The sequence below is a fragment of the Apilactobacillus micheneri genome (genome assembly GCF_006493595.1).
GTDB lineage: Bacteria > Bacillota > Bacilli > Lactobacillales > Lactobacillaceae > Apilactobacillus > Apilactobacillus micheneri.
Genome location: NZ_QUBI01000005.1, coordinates 14,925 through 39,039, shown reverse-complemented (window position 1 = coordinate 39,039; position 24,115 = coordinate 14,925). Strand labels below are relative to the sequence as shown.

22 protein-coding genes are annotated in these 24,115 nt (G+C 32.8%); 16 read left to right on the top strand and 6 right to left on the bottom strand.

What is annotated here, in order from left to right; genetic code table 11:
- Positions 1–62: 62 nt before the first annotated feature.
- From DY123_RS06090 to DY123_RS06080, 3 genes are all read left to right on the top strand, one after another.
- Positions 63–1,955 carry a hypothetical protein gene (locus DY123_RS06090; protein WP_140936444.1) on the top strand — a complete coding sequence of 631 codons (1,893 nt, stop codon included), beginning with the start codon at positions 63–65 and terminating at the stop codon, positions 1,953–1,955.
- Between the two features lie 137 nt (positions 1,956–2,092).
- Positions 2,093–3,589 carry a hypothetical protein gene (locus DY123_RS06085; RefSeq protein ID WP_140936443.1) on the top strand — a complete coding sequence of 499 codons (1,497 nt, stop codon included), beginning with the start codon at positions 2,093–2,095 and terminating at the stop codon, positions 3,587–3,589.
- 156 nt (positions 3,590–3,745) lie between these two features.
- Positions 3,746–5,164: a hypothetical protein gene (locus DY123_RS06080; RefSeq protein WP_140936442.1), complete on the top strand. Its 1,419-nt coding sequence runs from the start codon at positions 3,746–3,748 to the stop codon at positions 5,162–5,164.
- Positions 5,165–5,251: 87 nt separating this feature from the next.
- On the opposite strand, the gene DY123_RS06075 is transcribed toward DY123_RS06080, so the two are convergent.
- Entirely contained in the window at positions 5,252–5,935 is a 684-nt protein-coding gene (locus DY123_RS06075; protein ID WP_140936441.1) for a hypothetical protein, read from the bottom strand.
- Positions 5,936–6,094: 159 nt separating this feature from the next.
- Between DY123_RS06075 and DY123_RS06070 the strand changes: the two genes are divergently transcribed.
- Complete coding sequence (locus DY123_RS06070) at positions 6,095–7,876, top strand: putative glycosyltransferase family protein (protein ID WP_140936440.1); 1,782 nt, start codon at positions 6,095–6,097, stop codon at positions 7,874–7,876.
- Positions 7,877–7,953: 77 nt separating this feature from the next.
- Positions 7,954–9,735 carry a putative glycosyltransferase family protein gene (locus tag DY123_RS06065; RefSeq protein WP_140936439.1) on the top strand — a complete coding sequence of 594 codons (1,782 nt, stop codon included), beginning with the start codon at positions 7,954–7,956 and terminating at the stop codon, positions 9,733–9,735.
- Positions 9,736–9,773: 38 nt separating this feature from the next.
- Here the strand turns inward: DY123_RS06065 and DY123_RS07635 are convergent, their stop codons facing one another.
- Both DY123_RS07635 and DY123_RS06060 read right to left on the bottom strand, forming a co-directional pair.
- Positions 9,774–9,923, bottom strand: coding sequence for a hypothetical protein (locus DY123_RS07635; protein ID WP_181399213.1), 150 nt, complete (start codon positions 9,921–9,923; stop codon positions 9,774–9,776).
- 14 nt (positions 9,924–9,937) lie between these two features.
- Positions 9,938–10,291, bottom strand: coding sequence for a hypothetical protein (locus DY123_RS06060; RefSeq protein ID WP_140934632.1), 354 nt, complete (start codon positions 10,289–10,291; stop codon positions 9,938–9,940).
- Between the two features lie 173 nt (positions 10,292–10,464).
- On the opposite strand from DY123_RS06060, the gene DY123_RS06055 reads away from it, so the two are divergent.
- Together DY123_RS06055 and DY123_RS06050 are read left to right on the top strand one after the other, a co-directional pair.
- Positions 10,465–10,731 carry an AbrB/MazE/SpoVT family DNA-binding domain-containing protein gene (locus DY123_RS06055; RefSeq protein WP_140925683.1) on the top strand — a complete coding sequence of 89 codons (267 nt, stop codon included), beginning with the start codon at positions 10,465–10,467 and terminating at the stop codon, positions 10,729–10,731.
- 80 nt (positions 10,732–10,811) lie between these two features.
- Positions 10,812–11,165, top strand: a complete 354-nt coding sequence (locus tag DY123_RS06050; RefSeq protein ID WP_181399214.1) for a type II toxin-antitoxin system PemK/MazF family toxin — start codon at positions 10,812–10,814, stop codon at positions 11,163–11,165.
- Positions 11,166–11,234: 69 nt separating this feature from the next.
- Here the strand turns inward: DY123_RS06050 and DY123_RS06045 are convergent, their stop codons facing one another.
- On the bottom strand, positions 11,235–13,823 hold the full coding sequence (locus DY123_RS06045; RefSeq protein ID WP_140934634.1) for a glycoside hydrolase family 70 protein: 2,589 nt from the start codon (positions 13,821–13,823) through the stop codon (positions 11,235–11,237).
- A 153-nt stretch (positions 13,824–13,976) separates the two neighbouring features.
- On the opposite strand from DY123_RS06045, the gene DY123_RS06040 reads away from it, so the two are divergent.
- Positions 13,977–15,737 carry a putative glycosyltransferase family protein gene (locus tag DY123_RS06040; protein WP_105964110.1) on the top strand — a complete coding sequence of 587 codons (1,761 nt, stop codon included), beginning with the start codon at positions 13,977–13,979 and terminating at the stop codon, positions 15,735–15,737.
- Between the two features lie 28 nt (positions 15,738–15,765).
- Here DY123_RS06040 and DY123_RS06035 read toward each other — a convergent pair whose 3' ends face one another.
- On the bottom strand, positions 15,766–16,446 hold the full coding sequence (locus DY123_RS06035; protein ID WP_105964109.1) for a competence protein ComK: 681 nt from the start codon (positions 16,444–16,446) through the stop codon (positions 15,766–15,768).
- A gap of 59 nt (positions 16,447–16,505) precedes the next feature.
- A complete protein-coding gene (locus tag DY123_RS06030; RefSeq protein ID WP_181401244.1) occupies positions 16,506–17,117 on the bottom strand; it encodes an SGNH/GDSL hydrolase family protein in 612 nt (203 codons plus the stop codon).
- Positions 17,118–17,295: 178 nt separating this feature from the next.
- On the opposite strand from DY123_RS06030, the gene DY123_RS06025 reads away from it, so the two are divergent.
- From DY123_RS06025 to DY123_RS05990, 8 genes are all read left to right on the top strand, one after another.
- Positions 17,296–18,123: an alkaline phosphatase family protein gene (locus DY123_RS06025; protein WP_140934636.1), complete on the top strand. Its 828-nt coding sequence runs from the start codon at positions 17,296–17,298 to the stop codon at positions 18,121–18,123.
- An 88-nt stretch (positions 18,124–18,211) separates the two neighbouring features.
- On the top strand, positions 18,212–19,450 hold the full coding sequence (locus DY123_RS06020; RefSeq protein ID WP_140934637.1) for a NupC/NupG family nucleoside CNT transporter: 1,239 nt from the start codon (positions 18,212–18,214) through the stop codon (positions 19,448–19,450).
- A gap of 178 nt (positions 19,451–19,628) precedes the next feature.
- The gene (rsmG, locus tag DY123_RS06015) at positions 19,629–20,366 is read left to right on the top strand and encodes a 16S rRNA (guanine(527)-N(7))-methyltransferase RsmG (protein ID WP_140934638.1); all 738 of its coding nucleotides are present in this window, start codon (positions 19,629–19,631) and stop codon (positions 20,364–20,366) included.
- Positions 20,367–20,385: 19 nt separating this feature from the next.
- Positions 20,386–21,153: a ParA family protein gene (locus DY123_RS06010; protein WP_108982380.1), complete on the top strand. Its 768-nt coding sequence runs from the start codon at positions 20,386–20,388 to the stop codon at positions 21,151–21,153.
- Entirely contained in the window at positions 21,143–22,024 is an 882-nt protein-coding gene (locus tag DY123_RS06005; RefSeq protein WP_140924620.1) for a ParB/RepB/Spo0J family partition protein, read from the top strand. The genes DY123_RS06010 and DY123_RS06005 overlap by 11 nt, the downstream gene beginning before the upstream one ends.
- 17 nt (positions 22,025–22,041) lie before the next feature.
- Complete coding sequence (locus tag DY123_RS06000; RefSeq protein ID WP_105964102.1) at positions 22,042–22,233, top strand: DUF951 domain-containing protein; 192 nt, start codon at positions 22,042–22,044, stop codon at positions 22,231–22,233.
- 28 nt (positions 22,234–22,261) lie between these two features.
- Positions 22,262–23,362, top strand: coding sequence for a redox-regulated ATPase YchF (gene ychF, locus DY123_RS05995; RefSeq protein ID WP_140936438.1), 1,101 nt, complete (start codon positions 22,262–22,264; stop codon positions 23,360–23,362).
- A 15-nt stretch (positions 23,363–23,377) separates the two neighbouring features.
- Positions 23,378–24,106 (top strand): DUF1129 family protein, encoded by a 729-nt coding sequence (locus DY123_RS05990; RefSeq protein WP_140934639.1) that lies wholly within the window; start codon positions 23,378–23,380, stop codon positions 24,104–24,106.
- Positions 24,107–24,115: the final 9 nt, after the last annotated feature.

Sequence of the window (24,115 nt, the reverse complement as noted above, 5' to 3'; positions counted from 1 at the left end):
TGTTTTATGTTATAATTCTTTTGCTTGATGAATTACATAAAATTATATTGGAGGAATATATAATGCAATCTAGTTTAAAGAAATCATTATATTTAGGTCTAGCTGCTTTAAGTTTTGCTTCAGTTGCTAGCGTAACAGCTAATGCTTCAAATGCTAATGCTGCTAAGAAACATGCTGCTGCTAAGAAAGTAACTTACAAGACTACTAACAAGAACTTAGACCAATCAGTTACTTTCAAAGCAACTGGTAAAAATGCTGTTTACAATAAGGCTGTAGGTAAGAGATCAGTTGTAGCTTCAAAGGCTGACATGGCTTCAAAAGCTAACTCAAAAGATACTAAAGACTTATTCATGGCATACCAAGAAGGCGTTACTTCAAAGGGTGTTCACTACTACAAGGTAGTTTCATTTGACAAGAAGGTTCGTGGTTTTGTATACAACAAGGGTGTTGCTAAGACTAACACTACTGTAGCTGCTGACAAACCATTAAACACTACAGGTTACCTACAAAACACTAACCGTTTCTTCAACAAGCCATATGGTTCACAATTCAAGACTAGCTTGAAGAATGATTACAAGGCTATGAATCTTGCATCCGACCAATTCACTGTAAGTGATGCAGTTAAAGTTAACAATGACCAAACATATTACTATGTAACTGACAAGAACAACCAATTAGTTAATGGTTGGGTAAATTCAGTATACTTCAGTAATAATGTTACTCCTGCTGCTCAAAAAGCAATGGATGCTAAGAGTGCTGTTAATGCATCATTTGTTAGTTCAAGTAACTTAGGTTCAACTTTATTTACAACTTCAGTTAACCCTAAAGTTCAAAGCAATGGCAAATATTCTAATGCTGATGTTTTACAATTACTTAATAATCAATTAAAGGGTCACGGTTACCAACCTGCAGATTATAATCAAGTTCATGAAAGTGTTAATGGTGCTCCTGTAACTTTCGATAAAGATGGATATACTGCACAAGGTACTAACATTACTGTAGAAGTTACACCTGATAACTCCAACAATAAGACTACTGTACCTTACACTGTTCAAGGTCTTGCAACTAATGGATACCAACAAACAGCTACTCCAGTTGCTAATAATTTATTAAAAGCTGTTAACTTAGATAATAGTTTATACAATTCATTATTTACTGGAACTCCTAACTCAGCATTTAATTACGCTAACTTCAAGAGTCAATTATTAGATTCTGGTAAAGCATTAAACGTACTTTCAAATATTGATGGTAAGACTACTTACAAGTTCAATGCTAAGGCTACTGAAACTAACGCTGCTAACTCAGCATTATTTGACAAAGATGGTAAAGCTATTTCAAATGCAACATTCAACGATGTTAAAGCTGAAAATAACGGTGCTGGTTTAAACCTTGTATATGATGTTGTTACAGCTAATGGTACAACTACAACTACTGTAAATTCTAATGACACTAATATCTTTGGCGGTAATTCAGGTCAAGCAACTGTTGATGCTATTAATGATGCTAAATCATTAGTAACTAAAGCTGCTGGTTATATGAAAGATAATCAAATTTCTACTTTAAGAGATGCTGAAGGATCAGACAAAGCTAACACTGACTCTGATGCATTAAATGCTGCTGTAAAGACATTATCTGATAATAGTGTCAATACAAGCAAAATTAGTAATTACAATAACTTAACTGGTGCTTTAAATGCTGAAAAAGCTCAAAAAGCTGCCATTGATAAAGTTAATGATGTAGCAAATTCACTTACTCAATTTACTGGTGATACAGCAAATGGTAAAACTGCATATGTTGCAACTGGAAATAAGGACCAATTGCAAGATGCTTTAAACTATGCATTAAGTCAAAATAATATGCAAAAATCTGATTTACAAAAAGCTGTTAATGATTCTGGCTTAGTTTTATCTAAGAGTGATGATGCTCTAAAAGCTTTAGGCGTTGCTTTATCATAATCTTTAATTAGATTAATAAAAAGAATGGATTTATTCCATTCTTTTTTTATACATAAAAATAGCTTAAATATGTGGAATATGTTTACATTAATGTTACAATCATGTTTGTATATTAAATTATTAGGAGGAAGTTTATAATGCAAGTAAATCTTAAAAAGTCATTATATCTAGGACTTGCTGCATTGACTTTTGCTTCAGTTGCTGGTGCTTCAACTGCTTCAGCTACTACTGCCAATGCTGCTAGTCATCATGTTACTAAAACAACTAAGAAACATGCTAAAAAGGTTACTAAAAAACATGCTAAGAAAGCTGCTAAAGCAGTAACTTTCAAAGTAACTAAATCATTAGATCAATCATTAGTTTACAAATCAACTGGTAAGAATGCGATTTTCACTAAACCAGGTGGGGTTAAAGATAACAAACTAAAGGTTTCTAAGAGTGATATGAGTTCCAAAGCTAACTCTAACTCATCAAATGATTTATTCATGGCTTATCAAGAAGTTAGAACTTCAAAGGGTGTTCACTACTACAAGGTAGTTTCATTCGATAAGAAGGTTCGTGGTTACATTTACACTAAGGGTGTTCAAAAGATTGATAACCCAACTACTCAAGCCGCTAAGCCAAGTAATACTGTTGGTTATGTAACTACTAACAACGTTTATAACTTACCAGCTGGCTACAAGTTTGGTGCTGATAGTAGTGTTAAGAACTTTAGTGGCATTAACTTTAGTGCTGATAAGTTCAATGTTGATGATGCAGTAACTGTATATGGTGGTGACACTTATTACAAAGTTAGTGATCAAAACAATCCATTAATTAATGGTTGGATTAAGTCGTCAGACTTTAGTAACAACATGCCAGATTCAGTTAAGAATGCTCAAAATACAGCCCAAACTGCTGCTAATGCTATTCATGTAACTTATGTAAGCAGTTCTAATCTTGGTTCAACTGTTATGACTAAGGACCTTAATCCAGCTAGTTTACAATCTAATGGTACTTATAATGTTAGTGACGTAGCTGCTGCTATTGATAATTCACTAAAGGGTAGCGGTTATGACTTTATCAATAGTAATTACAGCGCAATTAGTGACAAGGGTTCTAATTTAAACAGTGCTAGTGTTATTAATAAGGGTGAAAACATTACTGTAGTGGTCACTCCACAAACTCAAAGTCACCAAATTAATTACACTGCTTCTCAATTAATTCATCCTGATTCATTTAACCAAAGTCTTTCAACTATTTCTAGTTTGAAACCACTTAATATTTCAACTAACACATTTAACTCATTATTTACTGGTACTGATAATAGTGCTTTTAATTACAGTAATTTCAAGTCACAATTATTGGGCTATGGTGAACCAATGTATCAATTAACTAGTAACGATGGTAATATTACTTACACATTCAATGCCGGTTTAACTGAAACATATGCTGCTAACCCTGCATTATTCAATACTAATAATCAATTAATTCCTAATGCTACATTCAAGGATGTAAGTAATCAACAAATGAGCAACAATGCTAATATTAAAGGTCTAAACCTTATTTATAATGCTAAGAACAACCAAACTGGTCAACAACAAAATGTTTCAGTTAATGGTAACGGAACAACTACTTTATTTGGCAATAAATAATATTTTAGATTCGTAAAGGTCATGGATATTCCATGGCTTTTTTTATTTTATTAATATATTGGTATAAAATATTAATATTTTAATATTAACGTTAATATCAACGACCAATTTTATTATGTGATATAATTGTGCTAGTAAAATTTAGGAGGCATACTAATGAATAAAAATTTGAAAAAATCATTATATGTTGGAATTGCTGCTTTATCATTACTCACCTTAAGCAATCTAAATGTGAATGCTAAAGGTAAAGCTACTGCTGCACATCACCAAACTAAACAAGTACAAAAACATATTCAAAAAACAACCAATAACAAAGTGACTGCTGAATACAGTCCCTTAAAAGTTTCTACTGACAATGCTTATGTTAAGTCAACTGGAATTGTCACTATGTTTAACAAGCCCGGTAAATTAGGCAACGCCAAAGTCGTTGCATCTAAGACCACTATGAAGAAATTGGCTAAGTCGAATTCACCTAAGGATATTTTCTACGTTTACGAGATGGCTAAGACTAACAATGGTTTATACTATGCCAAAGTCGTTACTTTAGGTGGTAAATATCGTGGTTGGATCTATGCTGGAAAAACTGATTTTGCCAATGATTTAACTAAGATTGATAAGGGCACTGGGATTACGGCTAAGAATCCATTACAATATGCTAAGATGCCTAAGAATAAGACTGGCTATCATGTAACTTCTTCCTTGTGGACAACTCCTAATTACAGCCGTATTAATTCAAAAGTATTAGATTTTAACAAAAAAGAATATACTAAAGACACTTTCAAGATTGAAAGTGCAGTTGCCAACACGCAAGGTTGGGTTTATTACTATGTAGTAGATGAACAACATCCTAAGATTAATGGTTGGGCCTTTCATGGTAGTGTAAAGGGCAAGCATGTTAACACTAAGAAGAAGGCTCCTGCTAAGAAAGCACCAGTGAAAAAAGAATCAAAGAAAAATGACAAGCAAAAAAAAGACCAAACTAAAGTTGATAATAATGATGATATAACGGATGGTAAAACCCCAACTGTATCTAACAATCAACCTAAGCAAACCAATGGTTACACTTTGAAGTTTGTTAACCAAGCCACCGCCCAAGTGGTTAGTCAACAAACCGTGGGTGTAAATGATTTAACCAATACAACTAATCCATATCCAGCTGCCAACACTAGTACTGTATCTAAATACTTACCAAAAGGATATGGTTTCTATCAATATGGTAATGCTGTAGCATCATCTGGCGGGGTTTCCAATGGAGGTCAAGCTGTGATTTATGTTGCTAAGAACCCAAGTATTAACAGCGTGAAACTAAACCTACGTATTTTTGATAATACGGGGGCGGCCAATCCGGTTAATATGAATAGTAATGGGACTAACAGTATTTTAAATGCCCAACAAGAATTAGTTGACATGAATATTATGCAAGGCAGCGTTGTTACAACTGCTCAAATTCAAAAAGTATTGGCTGACAATGGTTTAACAGTAGTGCCAGGGAATAATGGATCAGCTAACTTTGCTTATACCGATGCTGGATTAGTTCGAGGTAGCAATCCTGTAATTAATGTTTATTACCGTTAAGATTAAAATTTGAATTGATAAAAGATAATAACTAAAAAATAGGATTTGCGTTAGTAAATAACGTAAATCCTATTTTTTGTATAATTTTTATTTTACTAAAGCGTTATATTTTGCTTGAGCAACTTCTAGATTGTGTTTAGCTTTTTTGACAGCTTTTCTGTTCTTCTTAGAATGGTTTTTCTTAATATGATTGTATTTGGCACGAGCTTTGTTCACATTATTTTTAACAGTCTTAACATGACTCTTGGTTGGAGCAACTCCTTCATAATGTGATCCCCATTCCCTTATGGCATCTGCTAAATCACCGGCTAAATTAGAATATCCATTATCATCATCATCGTTACCGTTTAAACTAGATTTATTGTAGTCATTTTCTAAAACTTTTTTGGTATTTGAATCAAAACGGTTAACAAAATGATTGTAAAGATATTTTATAGCATCGTAATTTCCAGAATTAGGATTAGAATACTCATAGCCTAAGGAACCTAAAAAATTAGGGAAAGAATGGTCAACGTTATTATCTGTATATACTGCAATCCCATTGCCTTTCATATCATTGACATTACCAACGCCATATTGAGAACTATTGGATTTTTCCACTGCAACCATTGCAGCGTTTATATCGGAATAAAATTGTTTTGCACTTACCTTTTTATTTACAGCTGCATGTGCAACTACATTCTCACCACTGTTTAATGAACTTACAACTGAAAAACTAGTACCAAGCATTGTAGCACAAGCTGTTACTGTAATTAATTTTTTGAAACTCATTTATAAAACCTCCAAATTATGTAAATGTTAATTTAACATTATATTTTAATTATAACATTGTATTTCTTTTTCACCACAAATTTTCATATGCTATGGATATTTTTAATAATTGTACTAAGATGGTGATAGATTAAATTTACATAATTTAGGAGCATTGAAATGCAAAAATTAAAAAATATTTTTAATAAATTTTTATCTTTTAAATTTGCGCCACTAATTATCTTCCTAATCATGGCGCTATTAATGGTTAGCCGCCAATTATGGACGCACACGCTCTTCTTCGGGGCTGACTCACTATTTCACTTCAATCGTTTTTATGACACTGCTATGCAGCTAAAAACGGGCAAATTCAGTTATTTTCAAACTAATTTTGGATTTATGCAGACTGGCCGGATTTTAAGCGCATTATATGGACCTATTATCGCTTATTTAGGCGGAGCCATTTTATTATTATGTGGCAGTTGGTTTAAATTTCAAATTATTTTGAATTTAATCGTCTTAGTCATTGCTGGACTCACGATGTATCTATTGAATATGAAGAATCATGTTACGCGTGGTTATGCGATTTTAATTGCCATTATTTATATGTATTCTTCACAAATCGTGCAGTGGGTCACTAGTCAACAATTTACGGCCTTTGGGGCAGCGTTGTTACCACTCTTAATGATTAGTGGCACGAATGCAATTCGCAAACATGATGTTTCAGTCTTAGGTTTAGCGTTAAGCATGTCATTATTAATTCAAACCCATTTGATGAGTAGTATGATCGGAATGCTAGGAATTATTCCATTGTTCATTGTTGGCTTGGTAACGGCAACCGATAAGTGGAAATTAATTCGCCATACTTTATATGCAGCAATTATAACCATATTTTTGACGATTAATGTTTGGTATAATTTATTATTTATTTCGTCTACTAATAAGTTACTGTCAGTTTATCCGGTACCACATTTGCGTACCTATGGATTTAACTTTAACTTGTATTCCATCATCAATATTTTTAAACCCACTGAAGCTGTTTTATTTTTATTTGTGATTGGATTTGTGATTTACAGATGGAAACAAATTAATCTCACAACTAAAACTTTAACGGTTACAGGTATAGGTTTCATGCTAGTATCATGGAGTCATTTTCCATGGGGCATTATTCAACGAATCATGCCCAGTTTAACTTATACCTTACAGTTTCCTAAACGATTCTTAGTTTTGCCATTTATTATGATATTACTGGCTTTAGGGATGATTATGACTTATGAACATGAAACTAACCATCAATTTTTCCGTCGTGAACAATGGTGGCGTTTACTCTTAGTAGCAATTATTATCATTGGTAGTTTAGGCTTAGATCTTTATTCCATGAACGGGCGTATTTATCGTTATGATCAAACTGCTAAAGGGCATAATATTAGTAATTATCATGATAGTTCACTATATTATTACTTCAAAAAGCATGGTCGCAATGTCCAAAAAGACATCGATAGTCCCCATTTAGGACATTTAGTGAATGATTATATCAAGGCATCGCCTGATTACATGCCAGTTAAAAAGGATATTAAGGGCTTTAAAGCATATAACGCCTTTAATCCATATTTACTAGATTATCATCAATATATTGGTAAGAATGCCGTTACTCATTTTAAACATAAAGTATGGCGTAATGGGGGCTTATCAGTCATTTGGCATAGTAAGAAAGCTAAGTGGACCCAAGTGCCATTAGTTAAGTATGCTGATACTAAAGTCACTTTGAATGGGAATAAATTGAAAAAAGTACACACTACCAACCTAGGCGCTGTTATTGTAAAAGCTAAAGCTGGTAAGAATTGTGTTACGATTCAATACTATCAAGACTTTATGACGCGTTTAATGATGGTAATTTGTATTTTAAGTTGGTTAATTGTTTTAGCTTATCCATTAATTAGCAAAATTGTAACTAAAATGTAATTGAATTTGGGTTTAAAAACCTAGATACCAACCATATAATTATATTCAGAAACTTTTTAAAATGAGGTTATTATTTTATGGATTCCTTTAAAAGATTCTTCAAGCGATGGTGGGGGTCTAAATCAGCCCCATTGATCGTCATTTTGTTAATGGCAATCGCCTTGATGAGTAAACAATTGTTGACGCATTCAGTTTTGCTGGGTGCCGATTCGATTTTTCACTTTAATCGTTTTTACGATACTGCCATGCAAATGAAAACTGGCAAGTTTAATTATTTCCAAGCTAACTTTGGTTTTGATCAAACTGGTCGAGTTGTTAATGCCATTTATGGTCCAGTGATATCTTATCTAAGTGGGGCCTTATTAATCTTATGTCGTAATTGGTACATGTTTCAGTCCGTTCAGGCAATTATTTTCTTAGTTATTGCTGGTATGACCATGTATCTATTATGTATTAAGAATAATGTATCACGTGGCTACGCAATGGTGATTGGTATTTTATACATGTATTCTTCCCAACTAATGGGTTGGATTACCACGCAACAATTTGCTGGTGTGGGTGCAATGTTAGTGCCGTTATTAGTATTAACTGGAACGGAAGCTATTAATAAGAAAAAAGTTTCAATTCCTTATCTAGCTTTAGCAATGACTTTATTAATTCAAACGCATATTATGAGTACAATTATTGGCTTTATTGCGGTGATTCCAGTGTTCTTAGTCGCATTATTGCATACCAATCATAAATTCAAGATGGTATTACATACATTGATTGCTGCCGTCATTACATTAGCCTTAACCGCGAATGTATGGGGCAGTGCGCTTGAACTATTCGGCAATAATTACTTAATGCCAGTCTTTCCAGTGGCTAACATGGAAGACTATGCTTTTCGATTTGATCATTACTCATGGTATAGTTTGGTAAAACCAGTTGAAATGGTAGTATTCTTATTTGTGATTTACTATTTTGTACGTCACTTTAAGCATTCAGATATTGTGACAAGAACATTAACGATTACTGGAACTTTCTTCTTGTTTGCTTCAACTACTTTATTTCCATGGTTAACACTACAGAAGTTATTTCCAATTTTATCTTCCAACTTACAATTTCCTAAACGTTTCTTAGTAATTCCATTTGTAATGTTATTGCTAGTCTTCGGGAAAATATTAACCTATGATGATCATATTTTTACTTTACGTGCCTTTGAAAATCCTAAGTTATTCCGTTATTCCTTATTATTTGCCTTAATTGGGATTAATCTGGGAATTAACGGATATAATATGGATTTCAAAGTTGATAAGTCTAATCAAATGGTTGCTGACAAATATCCATGGGCGCCAATTGCGCATTCTTACATGTATGTAAAGCATAACCATCATACGATTAAGCAAGATTTCTTTGGTGATAATTGGCAATACTTGATTAGTGATATCAATAAAGCCACACCGGATTATTTACCAGTGAAGGCTAACTTGAAACCAGATGATTATAATAAGCTCCATCCTTACTACACTGCCCATTATCAATTGATCATCCCTAATTTGAATCATGATTTTGATAAGCATGTGAATAAAGATGGTTCATTAACGGTTGTTTGGAAGAACAAATCATTCAGTAGTAAGAATATCCAGGTACCAGCAGTTAAATATGCGAATACCCAAGTTACTTTGAATGGTAAAAAGAACGCAAGCGTTAAGACCACTGAGATTGGGGCAATTATTGCTAAATCCAAAGTTGGTCAAAACGTAATGACGATTAAATATGTTAATAATCAACAATTCAATTTATTAATGATTGTATTTGTAATTAGTTTTTTGCTGATGATTATTTATTTAGGTGCGAAATTAATATTTAGATTTTAAAAAAAGATGTTACCAATTTTTTTGGTAACATCTTTTTGTTATTTCTTAATATGTACTTTTTGCTTAACAATATTTAACACTGTATTAATTGCTTGATCAACAACTTCATCAATAAATTCACTTAAATATTTTTTAGTTAAGTCATTTACAAATAATTTTACAAAAAAATTAATAATTCTTTTAATCATAATGTCACTTCCATCTATTTAATGTGTAATCTTTTAATTTTTTTATCCAGTATTTTTTTTATAATTTTAGATTTGGAATGTGATTTTAAATATTTTAACGACAATAATTTTAATTCTGCTTCTGTTATTTCGCTGTTATTTTCTTTAATTATAAATAAATATTCTTCCAATCCATTACTACTGTTAGCAATTTCCCTTAGATTATTATCAAATATTTTTGCTTGTTTATCACTTTCTTTGTTTATAGCACTTTTAACTTCAGCATTATTTTTATATTTTTTTACTATTTCTGAAGATTTATTATTCAGATTATTTCTTAAAGATAAACTATATTTTTTAGATATTTCTGGTAATTTTTTGTTTTTCATAATAATATGCTCCTTCTAGACTAATTTTAACACTATGATTATACATTTGACACTTAGTATATACATGTATATACTATCTAATGAATGATTATTTTGTAATCATTCATTCTTATAATTTTTTGGAGGAGTTATCACATGGCAAATATGTATTATGGATTTGAGGTGTTTATTATATGATTAGCGAGAATATATCAATTAAAAAGTGGGGTAACTCACAGGGAATTCGTTTGTCTAATAATATACTTAAACATTTAGGGATGAAATACCCAGACGAAAATGAACTGAAACTAGAATTTAATGATAACGGTATCTTTTTATCAAAGAAGAAAGATGCTATCGATGAATTATTTAAAAATTTTGATTACGAAAAGTATAAAAAAGAAGCCCCAAGTGGAGAAGTTAATTGGGGTCAAGCTGTTGGTAAAGAAAAAATTGAATAATGCTCCACTTGCTCACACTTGATCTTAGTTGTGTGGGCAAAATAAAATTTTCTATTTATGAAATAGAAAAAGGAGCAAAAATGCAAAATTTTCATTTTCAACAAGGCAGCATCATCTGGATTGACATGGATCCATCTCTAGGAGTTGAACAAAAGGGCAGAAGGCCAGCTTTAGTTATTAGTACTGAAAAAGTATACAAATATGCTGGACTATGTGAGGTCTTGCCTATTACTAGTTCTAATTCTACTTATGTTTTAAAAATGCCATTAAATGTTTCACTACCTGGTGATTTAAAAACTAGGGGAACTATTTTAGTTGGTCAAGGTCGATCTATTGATCTTAGTCAACGTAACCCTGAATATATTGAGATGGTTGATGAATCAACTTTAGATGATGTTCTAAACAAAAAACACCTATTGTATTTCAACAATTAGGTGTTACCAATAGAATATATAAATAGCTTATCCATACAGGATAAGCTATTTTTTAATATATGTCTAATTTTATTTCATTACATGTTTATTTTGCTTGTTCAAACTGTAGTATTGATTAGTTTTACCATCTTTTAAGATGTAACCCATCCCACGTCCTTGAATACTAGTACCATTCAAGTATTTAGCTGACCATTGTTTAATGTGTTCATTAGCATTAATAGGTTTGCCGGTGGAAGTTTGAATTTGTGTGAATAAGTCAGGATACTTATCCTTTAATTCACTTAAGAATTTACCACCATATTGGGCTTGGTAATCTTTACCAGAACTTTTGGTTTTAGCATAATATAAATCATTTTTGATGTTTGATTTCTTCAAGTAACGACCATATCCATCAATACGTTTAACAGAAGTTAATTCATGACCATTTAATCCATACAACTGATTCATTACATAATCAGCCATAGTATGCACACCAGCTTGATGAAGGGCTTTATTAGCATCAATCATTTGATCAACGGTACCATATTTAGTACTTTGACCATTCATCCCTAAGTTATAACGATCATTGAAAGCATAACCATTGTTTTCCAATGAATCAACAAATGAATTATCATTTTTAACTGACATATAATGACCAGGGAATTCAACATCTGTAATCCCAAGTGTTTTAAAGAAGTCACCACTTTGTGCTAATTTAACGTCAGTCTTTTGAATATTGTTAGTTGGATTAGGTTGTAGTGATGAGAAACCTTCATATGCAACATGTGAATCTAAAGCTGAATTAGCATGGAAGACATTACCATCTTTACTAGGTTCGCTAGATGCAGCAGTTCTTACATCTTGGTTGTCTTTAGCACCAACAGGGACCCAAGTGGATAAGTAACCAGCAACTTGGGGATTCTTAAACCCTTGTACTTGTTTAGCACTTAGAATTAATTGACCTTTATCGTTGGTAGTAATAGTTTTATCTTTAGCATCACTATCATTGTTATAGATATTTAAACCACTGGCTTTACTCATTAGTAATGGGCGGAATTGTTGATTCTTATGTGCGGCTCCTAAATCAATAACTACCTTATCGTTGCCTAGTTTTAAGTTATCTTTATTTGAAGTCACTGTTACAATTCCAGAATTACGACTATTTTCATCAGTTGGTTTAAAGTTATCTTTACCAAAACGTACTGATGACATAATATTACCGTTATCATGCATTCTGATTTCTTGACCACCAGCAGTATATTTCATACGAGCTTTTAATAAAGCAGTCACTGCATCATAATAAATAGTTTTCTTAGCCATGTATTGGGCACCGTCAACAAATAAGTCACCATAATATACACGGGGCACCATATCTTTATTAGTTAGCAATAAAGAATAAGTTGATGGGATATTATAACCAGCGTATTTTTTATTGGTTTTATTGATATCATTGTCATAAATTTGAATGGCTTTTTGTAAAGTTTTACGAGTAGGAGCATTAGGATTTTCTTTAGAAATACTACTAATAACGTTACCTACTAAACTTTGGACCCCATCATGAACATTCATAAATGAATAATTAGGGACTTTATCATTTTCTGTATAATCACTGGTACGTTTAACCCAATCTGTATCAATTAATGATTGTAATGAAGTCCTTTGATTACTTTGTTTAGTGAAAGTATTTAATAAGGCATTCGTTAAATTCATATCATGTGTTAAAGCGCCAAAGTGATCACGAGTAGTAGCGTTAACTGAACCTCTAACCCCATCTTCAAGCAAGTTTAGATGGGCATTACTATTTTTATCATTAGTCATATTGAAACGATCTTTGAAATATTGTTCAGCAATTTGGGTCACATCGTAATCCAAACTACCCGTAGCATCCTCACGGCCACCATCAAAATTACCATCAGAACCTTTACCTAAGATTGAACTGGTATTCATTAGGTAATGTAGGTTATTTAAATCTTCTGCTTGGACCGCTGGATTAGAGTTGTCCACATCATTAGCTAGTAATAATTCATAGTTCTTAGTGTTTTCAATCTTTTGTAGGGTGAAAGCACGACCTAAGTAACGATACTTAGAATTAGCATTCGGAGTTAGTTTATTATTCACAAACTTAAAACTTCCACCTTGAAGGTTAGCCCAACCATAAACAGGGAATTCACTCTTAATATTCCAAATGGATTGTTGGTTAATGAAATTATTCATCATAGTTCGTAACCATTTAGCACTATGTTTTTTATTAATTCTTTTTTCGATGTGTTTTTGAATCTTATTAGTAGCCTTGTTTAAAGTCTGCTTGCTACTATTTTTGGTAACTTTTTGGTGCTTATTACCAAGACCATGTTGATTAAAATAATTTATGTAGTTAGCTTTAATGCCTTTATTAGGCCACCAATACATTAGGATGGGACGATAATCATTATGTTTAGTATTAACCCAGTGTTTACCATTTTTAAGGATTTTCTTTGGTTGATACCAAGTGTCAGCAGTTAGATAACCATTAACGTTTTGTACGTACTGTTTGGTATATTTCACCGGCTGATTATTTTTACTAATGGCGTTTACATTATGCGTGAACATGAAACCACTCATGGAAACACCCATTGTAACGACCGCCGCCGTTATCAATTTACGGTAACGACTTTTGGGTTGATGCAATTTTTTGATCATTAATATTTACTCCTAACAATATAATTTCATATTAATGTTATCATATATAAAAACTATTGGTAGAAATATTTTTTTGAGGGTATCAAATTGAAAAAAATTGATGCTCAGTTTAAGATAATAAATATACATATTTTAATAATTAGAAGGTTCGTAATGAATAAATTAAAAAAGCTTTCTCGACGATTGTCATCTGCTAAAATTACACCGTTTTTAGTGATTTTAGGGATGGCCTTAATTTTATTAAGTCGCCAAATCTATACCCATTCCGTCTTTTTAGGGATGGATTCAATTTTTCACTTTAACCGTTTTTATGATTCTGCAATGCAGATTCGAAACGGCCATTTTAGTTATTTTCAAATGAACTATGGCTTTTCTCAAAGTGGCCGGATGATCAATGCCGTGTATGGACCGTTTATTTCATACTTAAGTGGTCTGTTATTATTACTGAGCGGTAGTTGGTTTCACTTCCAAATTTTAGAAACATTATTGGTATTAGTTATTGCTGGGATGTCCATGTATTTATTGCTGATTAAGAATTCGGTTAAACGTAGTTATGCCATCTTATTAGCTATTTTTTACATGTATTCTTGTCCCGTCGTTTCATGGCTATTAACGCAACAGTTTACCGGGATTGGGGCAGCTTTTATGCCGTTATTAATTCTAGCGGGGACCCAATTCTTCAAAGGACATCGGTTTAGTATTATTTATTTAGCTGGAGCAATGGCCTTAATGATTCAAACGCATTTAATGACGAGTTTAATTGGCTTTATCAGCTTAGTCCCAATGTTTATTGCTGGTTTCTTTATGACTGATTATAAATGGATTTACTTTAAAAGAGCTTGTTTAGCCGCTATTTTATGTTTATTAATGACGGCTAATATTTGGGGATCATTATTACAGTTATTCCACAATAACTTTTTGATGCCGGTGTACCCAGTGCCATCGATGACCTTTTTCTCTTTTAAATTTTCAATTTATTCGTGGACGAGTTTGATTAAGCCAGCCGATTTTGCATTATTTATCTGGGTATTATATATGTTTGTGCGTCACTTTAAACAGTGGGATGTAAAGGTTAAAACGCTTAGTATTACCGGTTTAGTGTTCTTTTATTTATCAACATATTTATTTCCCTGGGATCAAGCAATGCAAATTTATCCACATTTAGCTTATAACTTACAATTTCCTAAACGCTTCTTAGTGTTGCCATTTGTGATTTTACCGCTGGTTGCTGGTATTATGATGACCAAACAGACGACCAAACATGATTATCATTGGATAAAAATTGGTAGTTTAATAGTTGCTATCCTCTTAGGATTAGGGATTAACTTATGGGCGGAAGGCTTTAAAAGTTTAAAGTCCATTCATTTAGTTGATAATCAAACTACCGTTAATTTAACGCACGTTTATATGCATAAGAAACGTAAACCAGATCAAATTAAAAATGATTTTTATGGCAATGATTTAAGTGGTTTGATTAATGATTTTACTAAAGCCGTGCCTGATTATTTACCGGTTCGTTCGAAATTAGAACCAGTTGAATATAATAATTTGCATCCTTACTATAAATCGCATAAACAATTAGTGAAGAAAAATGTTTCCAAAACTTATCATTTTGTCAAAACAGTGAACGCTGATGGTTCATTAACGGTCAGATGGCATAGCCCATATCATCATAAATTGACCCAACTACCAGTAATTAAATATGCGAATACTAAAGTTACTTACAATGGTTCAGAAAATGGTATTCAGACTGGTAAAATTGGTTCCATTATTGTGCATTCTAAGCATGGCAATAATACTCTAACGACTAAATATTTAGCCGGTAATTGGTGGAAAACAATGATGTGGATATGTTTGTTTAGCTGGATATTCTTTATTTACATGTTATTTTATAAATTAATTAATCGTAAATAAAAGAAGCTGCTAAGTAGCAGCTTCTTTTTTAGTCATCCAATTTAGGTTGTCTTTTTAATGACCATTGATTTAAACAATCTTTTATTTTTATTCTATCGCCATTGTACAGTGTTGCACCTTTTAAAAGTCCTTTGGAGCTTTGATTGACTTGCATTAACTCACTATAAAGATAACTTATTAATTTATTTAAATCATCTAGTTTATTATTAACGTATTTTTCACTAATTGGTAAGCAGATAAATTGATTTTCTTTAAGCATAAAATCAGTATATTTACGATTATTTAATGATGGTAAATGGTTTAAAAAGGTAACATTGATCCATGAATGATTACACTTATTACGATTAAATTTAGGTAGAGCAATAAATGATGAATGTGCGGTTAAGATTGGATATGTATGTTTTAAACCAAGACATTCGCAAAAATGATCTATTAGTTGTTTATTAGTGACATTATTTTCTTCAAGCATTTGATTAATAATGACATTAATCGATGTTTCAATCAGATAAAAACCTTGCTTTTCTTCAATAATTAAAGTGGGATAGCGTTTACTATGTTCACTAAAATCCAGTAGCATTATTACTTTATTCCATTTTGGCTTGTGTGTTTTAACCTTTCTTATAATATGTGAGTATCTTAAATCTTTAAAATTAACGTACTTAATATTATTGCTATGATTAATTGGAGCTTTTTCAATAGTGCTCAGCAAAGTGTGGGCGCCTCCTTAAGCCGATAATTATAGAATATATCACATAAAGATTAAGAGCGCTATTGTTTTTTGATAAATTTGGCAATTTTCTTTGCAATTTGATAGTAAGTTTGTGCAGTGGGATGGACATGTTGGTCGTTATATTTTACTTTATAATTATCATCATTGATAAAATCAGGATAGAGGATACGCCAGTCTAGCACAGGGATATCGTATTTTTTATATGTTTGGGCTAAGGCATCTAGTAATTCATTAAATGTGTAGTTAGCAAAACGAACTTGTTCAGCTGCGTTTTGATGTCCATCATATCGAGTTAAGGGCAAGATAGCAGTAATTTGCATATCTGGATTAGCTTGTAAGATAAAAGTTAGACAATTTTTTAATTCATTAGTCACACTTTGTAGATTATCTGCATTATGACCATAATCATTAGTACCGATGAATAATATACATTGTTGATATTTTTTCCAGCTCACATTACTAATTTCACTGGCCAAATCATCTTTAATGGTGGCTCCATTAATGCCAAAATTATCAACAGGACAATTCATAATTTGGCTTAAATAATATGGATAATTTTCTGTGATATCTTTAAAGCCATCAAAACCTCTGGTGACCGAATCGCCAATCGCTGCAATTTTCATAATAAGCTTCCTTTCTTTATTTTGCATAAATAATAACATGATTAAGAATCGTGTTATAATATAGTTCCTTGGCAGGGGCAACAATACTTCTTAACAAAGCACTAGCTAATTTAATTAGCCGGTGCTTTTTCTTATTGACATGCTTTATAATTCTGCTAGAATTATTAGTTAAATAAAACTACTAACAGATTGGAAGTAATGGATCATGAATAAGAAACGAATTATTGTTTTAGATTTAGCATCCCTAGGTATTGGGGAAGCTCCCGATGCTAATCGCTTTAATTCTGTTGGTGTTGATACGTTAGGGCATGTAGCTGCACATGCCGGTAAAAAACTTGAAATTCCTAACTTAATTAAAATGGGCTTAGGTAGCATTCGATGGGATCATGAAATTAGTGAGATTCCACAAGTGGCTAATCCTAGTGCCTTTTACGGTAAAATGGTTAATCGCATTAATACCAAAAGTAGTGGTGCTGGCTTACGTGAAATGTTTGATTTCGATACAAGCTTGCGTACCTTATCTACGATGGATTTAATGTCTGAAAAACATATAAATATATCGATGATATCAAGCTTTGCTAGTTATTTAGAAAACCAAGACGATACTTTTTCGCTTCAAGTTCCTAATGATAGTAAAGCTTTTGTTGAATTATCAGCCCAAATGGATGTGCAATTTGATGGTTTAATCTATTGTCAGCCACCATTATTAAAACGACTTTCTGATGAAGCTAACGTTGATGCTTATGCAGAGCAACTAAGTAATATTGATGCGCAATTACCTAATATTATTGAAGATTTATCAGAAGATGATTTGTTAATTATCACTTCATCATTTGCGAATGATCCAAGTGTTAATGAATCGATTACCCGTGAATATTTACCATTGATTGTTTTTAATCCTTTAAATCAAAATGGTAAATCATTAGGGATTAAACGTAGTAGTGCGGCAGTTTCCAATGCCCTCGTTCAGAACTTTGACATTGATGATATTAAACGTGACTTAAAACCAAACTTCTTAAATGAGGTGCTTTAAAATGCAATTAATTGAAAGGGGTGATGCGCAACTAAAATAAGCTATTGTCGTATAAATTATTTTGTAGTAGAGAAAGGATTAGTTTTACATGTATTTGTTAGTTAACATATTAGGAATTTTAGTATTTTTAGGAATTGCATTTTTATTTTCAAAAGATAAAAAGAATATCAAATGGCGTTCAGTAATTACTGTTTTGATTTTAAACATGGTGATTGCTTACTGCTTGACTCAATTTGCTTGGGGCCGTGCAGCAGTACAAGCTGCTGCGAACTTCTTTGCAGTCTTAGTTCAAGTAGCATATCAAGGAATTGCATTCGCATTACCAAGTTGGGTTCATATGAAACAAATGGATTTTGTAACTTCAGCTTTAATGCCAATTTTATTGATTGTGCCAGTTTTTGATATTTTAACTTATATTGGAATCCTTCCATTTATTATTAAATGGGTCGGAAAAGGTTTGGCATACATAACAGGCCAACCTAAATTTGAATCATTCTTTGCTGTTGAAATGATGTTTTTAGGTAACACTGAAGCACTTGCCGTTTCAACTTTGCAAATTAAACGTATTTCTGCACAACGTAATGTCGTCATTGCGATGATGTCAATGTCTTGTGTCACTGCATCCATTCTTGGTGCATATACACAAATGGTACCGGGTCAATTTGTTTTAACTGCCGTACCATTAAACATTTTAAACGCTGTTATTATTAGTAGTATTTTAATGCCTACTAATGTCAGCCCAGAAGAAGATACTATCGCTAAAATGGGTGGTAGTAATAATGAAGAAAACAAAGAAGCTGCCGAAATTGGTGAAAAGGTTGAACGTGAACCTTTCTTCTCATTCTTGGGTGATTCAATTTTAGGTGCAGGTAAATTAATTTTAATCATTGTTGCTAACGTTATCGCATTCGTTGCTTTAGCTGCATTGATTGATAAAGTTCTAGGATTGATTAATCCTTCATTATCACTAGAACACATTCTAGGTATCATCATGTTCCCATTTGCTTGGTTAATGGGTTCTGATGTTCATACCGCTTTCCAATTTGCACAATACATGGGAACTAAATTAGTTACCAACGAATTCGTTGTTATGGGTGGTGTTTCCAGCAAGATCAATACTTTCGCCCCTCATTTCCGTGCCCAATTAACTGTCTTTCTAACATCATTTGCTAACCTTTCGACTGTTGGAATGATTATTGGTGCATTTAAGGGAATCGTTGACAAAAAATCAAACGATATTATTTCAAAGAATGTTGGTTACTTAGTACTATCAGGAATTTTAGTTTCACTAATGTCTGCTGGTGTCGTAGGACTATTCGTTTGGTAAAATAAATTTAAAAAAAAGACAGCCATTTGGCTGTCTTTTTTTAGCATATTTAATGACGAACTAGGTGCTCATTCGTTATAATGAATAAGTGTAGTTACATATTGTAAAATATAAATTTTTCATTTAAAGTAGATATAAACGTGAAACAAATTGATAGTTTCACATTAGGAGAATCAAAATGAATCCAGAAGAATTTAAAGCACAACTAGCATCAATGGGCATTGAGTTATCTGACAAACAGATGCAACAATTTGCTACTTATTACCAGATGTTAGTTGAGGCTAATAAACATGTTAATTTAACAACGATTGTGGATGAAAAGGATGTTTATTTAAAGCATTTTTATGATTCCATTACGCCAGTTTTCTATGATCAAAGCTTAAAAACAGAAGCATTAACTTTATGTGATGTTGGCGCTGGGGCTGGTTTTCCATCATTACCAATGAAGATTGTCTTTCCTAATTTAAAGGTAACAATTGTTGATTCTTTAAATAAACGCATTACTTTCTTGCAAAACTTGGTTGATGCGTTAGGCTTAGATGGTGTTGAATTATACCATGCGCGTGCTGAAGAATTCGGTGGCAAAAAATCGAAACATCGTGAAAAATATGATGTAGCGACTGCCCGTGCAGTGGCCCGGATGAGTGTATTATCTGAACTATGTTTACCATTAGTTAAGGTGGGTGGTAAGATGATTGCTTTAAAAGCAGCGCAAGCAGAAACTGAATTGGCAAATGGTAATCAAGCAATTAAGACTTTAGGTGGCCAAGTGGTTGCAGATGAAGAATTTTCATTACCAGTATCAGATGATCAAAGACATATTATTATTTTAGATAAAACTAAAAAAACACCTAAACAATATCCAAGAAAAGCCGGAACACCAAACAAAAAACCAATTGGTGAACCAGAAAAGTAACTTATAAGGAGGTTTACACATGGGATATGTAATTTCTCTAGCCAACCAAAAAGGTGGGGTCGGTAAAACGACGACTTCCGTTAATTTGGGTGCTGATTTAGCTAGTAATGGCAAAAAAGTATTACTAATTGATGCTGATGCCCAGGGAAATGCGACTTCTGGAGTGGGAATTCAAAAGTCTTCCATTAAAAAAGACATCTATGATATTTTAGTGAATGAAGAAGATATTACTGAGGCTATTTTACCTTCAGTTCATGATAATTTAGACGTTGTTCCAGCAACCATTCAATTATCTGGTGCCGATATTGAATTAACCCCTCAAATGGCACGTGAAACTCGTTTATTGAATGCATTAAAGGCTGTTAAAGATAATTATGACTACATATTAGTAGATTGCCCACCTTCATTGGGACTAATTACCATTAATGCTTTTACCGCTAGTGATTCAATTTTAATTCCCGTACAAAGTGAATACTATGCTTTGGAAGGTTTAAGTCAACTATTGAACACCGTTAAATTAGTACAAAAACATTTCAATCCAGATTTGAAGATTGAAGGGGTGTTGCTAACGATGTACGATGCCAGAACTAAGTTAGGCCAACAAGTTAATTCTGAAGTGCGTAATTACTTTGGTGACACTGTTTATCAGACAGTCATTACCAGAAATGTGCGTTTATCAGAAGCACCCAGTTATGGTTTACCAATTATTGATTATGATCCAAAGTCCAAAGGATCTGAATTATACATGCAATTAGCAAAGGAAGTGTTAGCAAATCATGGCGAATAATAAAGGTCTAGGCCGTGGCATTGAAGCATTATTTGCCGATAACGATGTTGAAGAAGGTCAAGAAGAAGTGATTGATTTATCTTTAGCTAAATTATCCCCCAATCCATTTCAACCTAGAACACATTTTGATACGCAAGCATTAAAAGATTTAACTCTATCCATTAAAAAGTCTGGTGTTTTTCAACCTATTATTGTTAGAAAACAATCAGGTAATGAAGATTCATATGAAATTTTAGCGGGTGAACGTCGTTTCCGTGCTTCACGCATGGCTAATAAAAAGACCATTCCAGCTATTATTCGGGATGCTTCCGATGAACAAATGATGGAAATTGCCGTCCTTGAAAACTTGCAACGTGAAGATTTGAATCCCATTGAAGAAGCAGAGGCTTATAATACTTTAATGACCAAATTAGATATTACCCAAGCTGAAGTTTCCAAAAGATTGGGCAAGTCCCGTCCATACATTGCTAATTACTTACGCTTATTAGGTTTACCCACTGAAGTAAAAGATATGTTGACTGAAAATCAATTATCCATGGGTCAAGCCAGAACTTTACTTTCAGTTAAAGATAAACAAAATTTAATTAAACTAGCTAAACGCGCTTACAATGAAACATTAACGGTTCGTCAATTAAGTAAAGCCATTGATGAATTAACTGCTAAACCTAAAAAGAAACGTAAGCCTCGTCGTTCTACTAAGCAATCACCATTTTTACGTGCTTATGAAGATGAATTGCAAGATAAGTTTGGGACCAACGTGAATATTGCTAGCAGTCGTTCTAAAAAGGGCAGTGGTAAGTTAGAAATTAACTACACTTCTGATGATGATTTGAATCGTATTTTGCAAATTTTAGATATTAATTTAGACTAGTAAAGGGGTAATATTATATGTATGCACTAAATGATATTGTTGAGATGAAAAAACAACACCCATGTGGTGCCAATGAATGGAAAATCATTCGAATGGGTGCTGACATTAAGATTGAATGTCAAAATTGTGGACACGTTGTGATGTTATCGCGTCGAGAATTCGAAAAGAAAATGAAGAAAGTTTTGAAAAAAGCGGACTCAGATAAATAAAATAATTAGAAAAGAGTGAATTGTAGATATGTCATTAACAGCAGGAATCGTTGGATTACCTAATGTTGGAAAATCAACACTATTTAACGCAATTACAAAAGCAGGAGCAGAAATGGCAAATTATCCATTTGCTACAATCGATCCTAATGTTGGGATGGTTGAAGTTCCAGATAGTCGTTTGGACCGTATTCAAGAAATTATTCCAGCTAAGAAGATTGTGCCAACTACTTTTGAATTTACTGATATTGCCGGAATTGTTAAAGGTGCTAGTAAAGGTGAAGGTTTAGGAAACAAATTCTTAGAAAACATTCGTCAAGTGGATGCTATCGTACATGTTGTCCGTGCCTTTGATGATGACAATATTACCCACGTTACTGGTAAAGTGGATCCAGTTGATGATATTGAAACTATCAATTTGGAATTAAGTATTGCGGACTTAGATGCTGTTAACAAGCGTTTAGGTAAAGTTCAACGTGCTTCTAAGAGTAAAGATGAAGATGCTTTAGCTGAATTAGCAGTCTTAGAAAAGATTAAGCCAGTCTTAGAAGCTGGTAAACCAGTACGTTCAATTGATTTTGATGAAGATGAACAAAAAATTGTTAAAGGTTTATTCTTATTATCATCAAAACCAGTTTTATATGTCGCTAATATTGCTGAAGATGATATGGCAGATCCTGAAGGTTCTAAATATTTTAAACAAGTAGAAGAATATGCTGCTAATGAAGGTGCTCAAGCCATCGGCATTGCTGCTGAAACTGAAGAAGAAATCGCAGAATTAGATGATGACGACAAAAAGACTTTCTTAGAAGCTGAAGGCGTTGAAGAACCAGGATTAAATAAATTAATTCGTGCTTCTTACAAATTACTAGGCCTAGAAACCTTCTTTACTGCTGGTGGTAAGGAAACTAAGGCTTGGACTTACTTGAAGGGGACTAAAGCTCCTCAAGCTGCCGGTGTTATTCATTCTGACTTTGAACGTGGATTTATTCGTGCTGAAGTAATGGCTTTTGATGACCTAGATAAATTAGGGAGTGAACAAGCGGTTAAAGATGACGGTAAATTACGTGTTGAAGGTAAAGACTATGTCATGAATGATGGCGACATCGTTAACTTTAGATTTAACGTTTAATACAGGAGTTTTTATATGACGGAAGAAAAACGAAATGCACATGTGCAACAAAAGCACCATGATAAAGATAAAGAAGAACGCTCACAATTTGATAATATTGGTCTAACTAAACGTAATGCTGATTACATGTTCCGTTTTAATCGTGCTTTAAGAGGTACTGATTTAAGTGTAGATCGTAAATCAGAAATTATTAGTCAAATGAAAGACCAACTATTAGTTGAACAAAAACACGGGGCCACTGCTAGAAATCTTTATGGAACGGTGGAAGAACGAATTGATTTTATTATTAATCCACCTAAGAAGCCTACTAAGTTAATGGATAATTTCTGGCCAAATGCTGTTTATAATATGTTATTCTTTGGAATTATTTTTAATATCCTTTATGGAATTACATTGCTTATTTCTAAGGGTGGTCAAGTTGAACAATCAGCTGGAATTGTTTCAATTATCGTACTATCAATGCTTTCAGGAATTATTATGCCACTATTAACTAGAATGTTAGATTCGAATGTCCAACATACTTATAGTGGTTGGATGCGTGCATTATTCATGCTATTAATTATTATTGCTTGGGTATTATCATTTACACTATCCATGTCCATTCCAAGAGCTATTAATCCAGTAGTTCCATTCTACGTAAACTTCATTATTGCAGCGGTTGCAATTGGGGTTGCTATCTATGTATACAGAAAATATACCATTACGGTTAATTTCTTTACACCAAATTCAAATCGTCGTAGATAAATAAAAAAC

Bases quoted from the DNA above. Each gene is read 5' to 3' on its own strand.
- DY123_RS06090 (WP_140936444.1), top strand. From the start codon at position 63: ATGCAATCTAGTTTAAAGAAATCATTATATTTAGGTCTAGCTGCTTTA.
- DY123_RS06085 (WP_140936443.1), top strand. From the start codon at position 2,093: ATGCAAGTAAATCTTAAAAAGTCATTATATCTAGGACTTGCTGCATTG.
- DY123_RS06080 (WP_140936442.1), top strand. From the start codon at position 3,746: ATGAATAAAAATTTGAAAAAATCATTATATGTTGGAATTGCTGCTTTA.
- DY123_RS06075 (WP_140936441.1), bottom strand. From the start codon at position 5,935: ATGAGTTTCAAAAAATTAATTACAGTAACAGCTTGTGCTACAATGCTT.
- DY123_RS06070 (WP_140936440.1), top strand. From the start codon at position 6,095: ATGCAAAAATTAAAAAATATTTTTAATAAATTTTTATCTTTTAAATTT.
- DY123_RS06065 (WP_140936439.1), top strand. From the start codon at position 7,954: ATGGATTCCTTTAAAAGATTCTTCAAGCGATGGTGGGGGTCTAAATCA.
- DY123_RS07635 (WP_181399213.1), bottom strand. From the start codon at position 9,923: ATGATTAAAAGAATTATTAATTTTTTTGTAAAATTATTTGTAAATGAC.
- DY123_RS06060 (WP_140934632.1), bottom strand. From the start codon at position 10,291: ATGAAAAACAAAAAATTACCAGAAATATCTAAAAAATATAGTTTATCT.
- DY123_RS06055 (WP_140925683.1), top strand. From the start codon at position 10,465: ATGATTAGCGAGAATATATCAATTAAAAAGTGGGGTAACTCACAGGGA.
- DY123_RS06050 (WP_181399214.1), top strand. From the start codon at position 10,812: ATGCAAAATTTTCATTTTCAACAAGGCAGCATCATCTGGATTGACATG.
- DY123_RS06045 (WP_140934634.1), bottom strand. From the start codon at position 13,823: ATGATCAAAAAATTGCATCAACCCAAAAGTCGTTACCGTAAATTGATA.
- DY123_RS06040 (WP_105964110.1), top strand. From the start codon at position 13,977: ATGAATAAATTAAAAAAGCTTTCTCGACGATTGTCATCTGCTAAAATT.
- DY123_RS06030 (WP_181401244.1), bottom strand. From the start codon at position 17,117: ATGCAAAATAAAGAAAGGAAGCTTATTATGAAAATTGCAGCGATTGGC.
- DY123_RS06025 (WP_140934636.1), top strand. From the start codon at position 17,296: ATGAATAAGAAACGAATTATTGTTTTAGATTTAGCATCCCTAGGTATT.
- DY123_RS06020 (WP_140934637.1), top strand. From the start codon at position 18,212: ATGTATTTGTTAGTTAACATATTAGGAATTTTAGTATTTTTAGGAATT.
- rsmG (WP_140934638.1), top strand. From the start codon at position 19,629: ATGAATCCAGAAGAATTTAAAGCACAACTAGCATCAATGGGCATTGAG.
- DY123_RS06010 (WP_108982380.1), top strand. From the start codon at position 20,386: ATGGGATATGTAATTTCTCTAGCCAACCAAAAAGGTGGGGTCGGTAAA.
- DY123_RS06005 (WP_140924620.1), top strand. From the start codon at position 21,143: ATGGCGAATAATAAAGGTCTAGGCCGTGGCATTGAAGCATTATTTGCC.
- DY123_RS06000 (WP_105964102.1), top strand. From the start codon at position 22,042: ATGTATGCACTAAATGATATTGTTGAGATGAAAAAACAACACCCATGT.
- ychF (WP_140936438.1), top strand. From the start codon at position 22,262: ATGTCATTAACAGCAGGAATCGTTGGATTACCTAATGTTGGAAAATCA.
- DY123_RS05990 (WP_140934639.1), top strand. From the start codon at position 23,378: ATGACGGAAGAAAAACGAAATGCACATGTGCAACAAAAGCACCATGAT.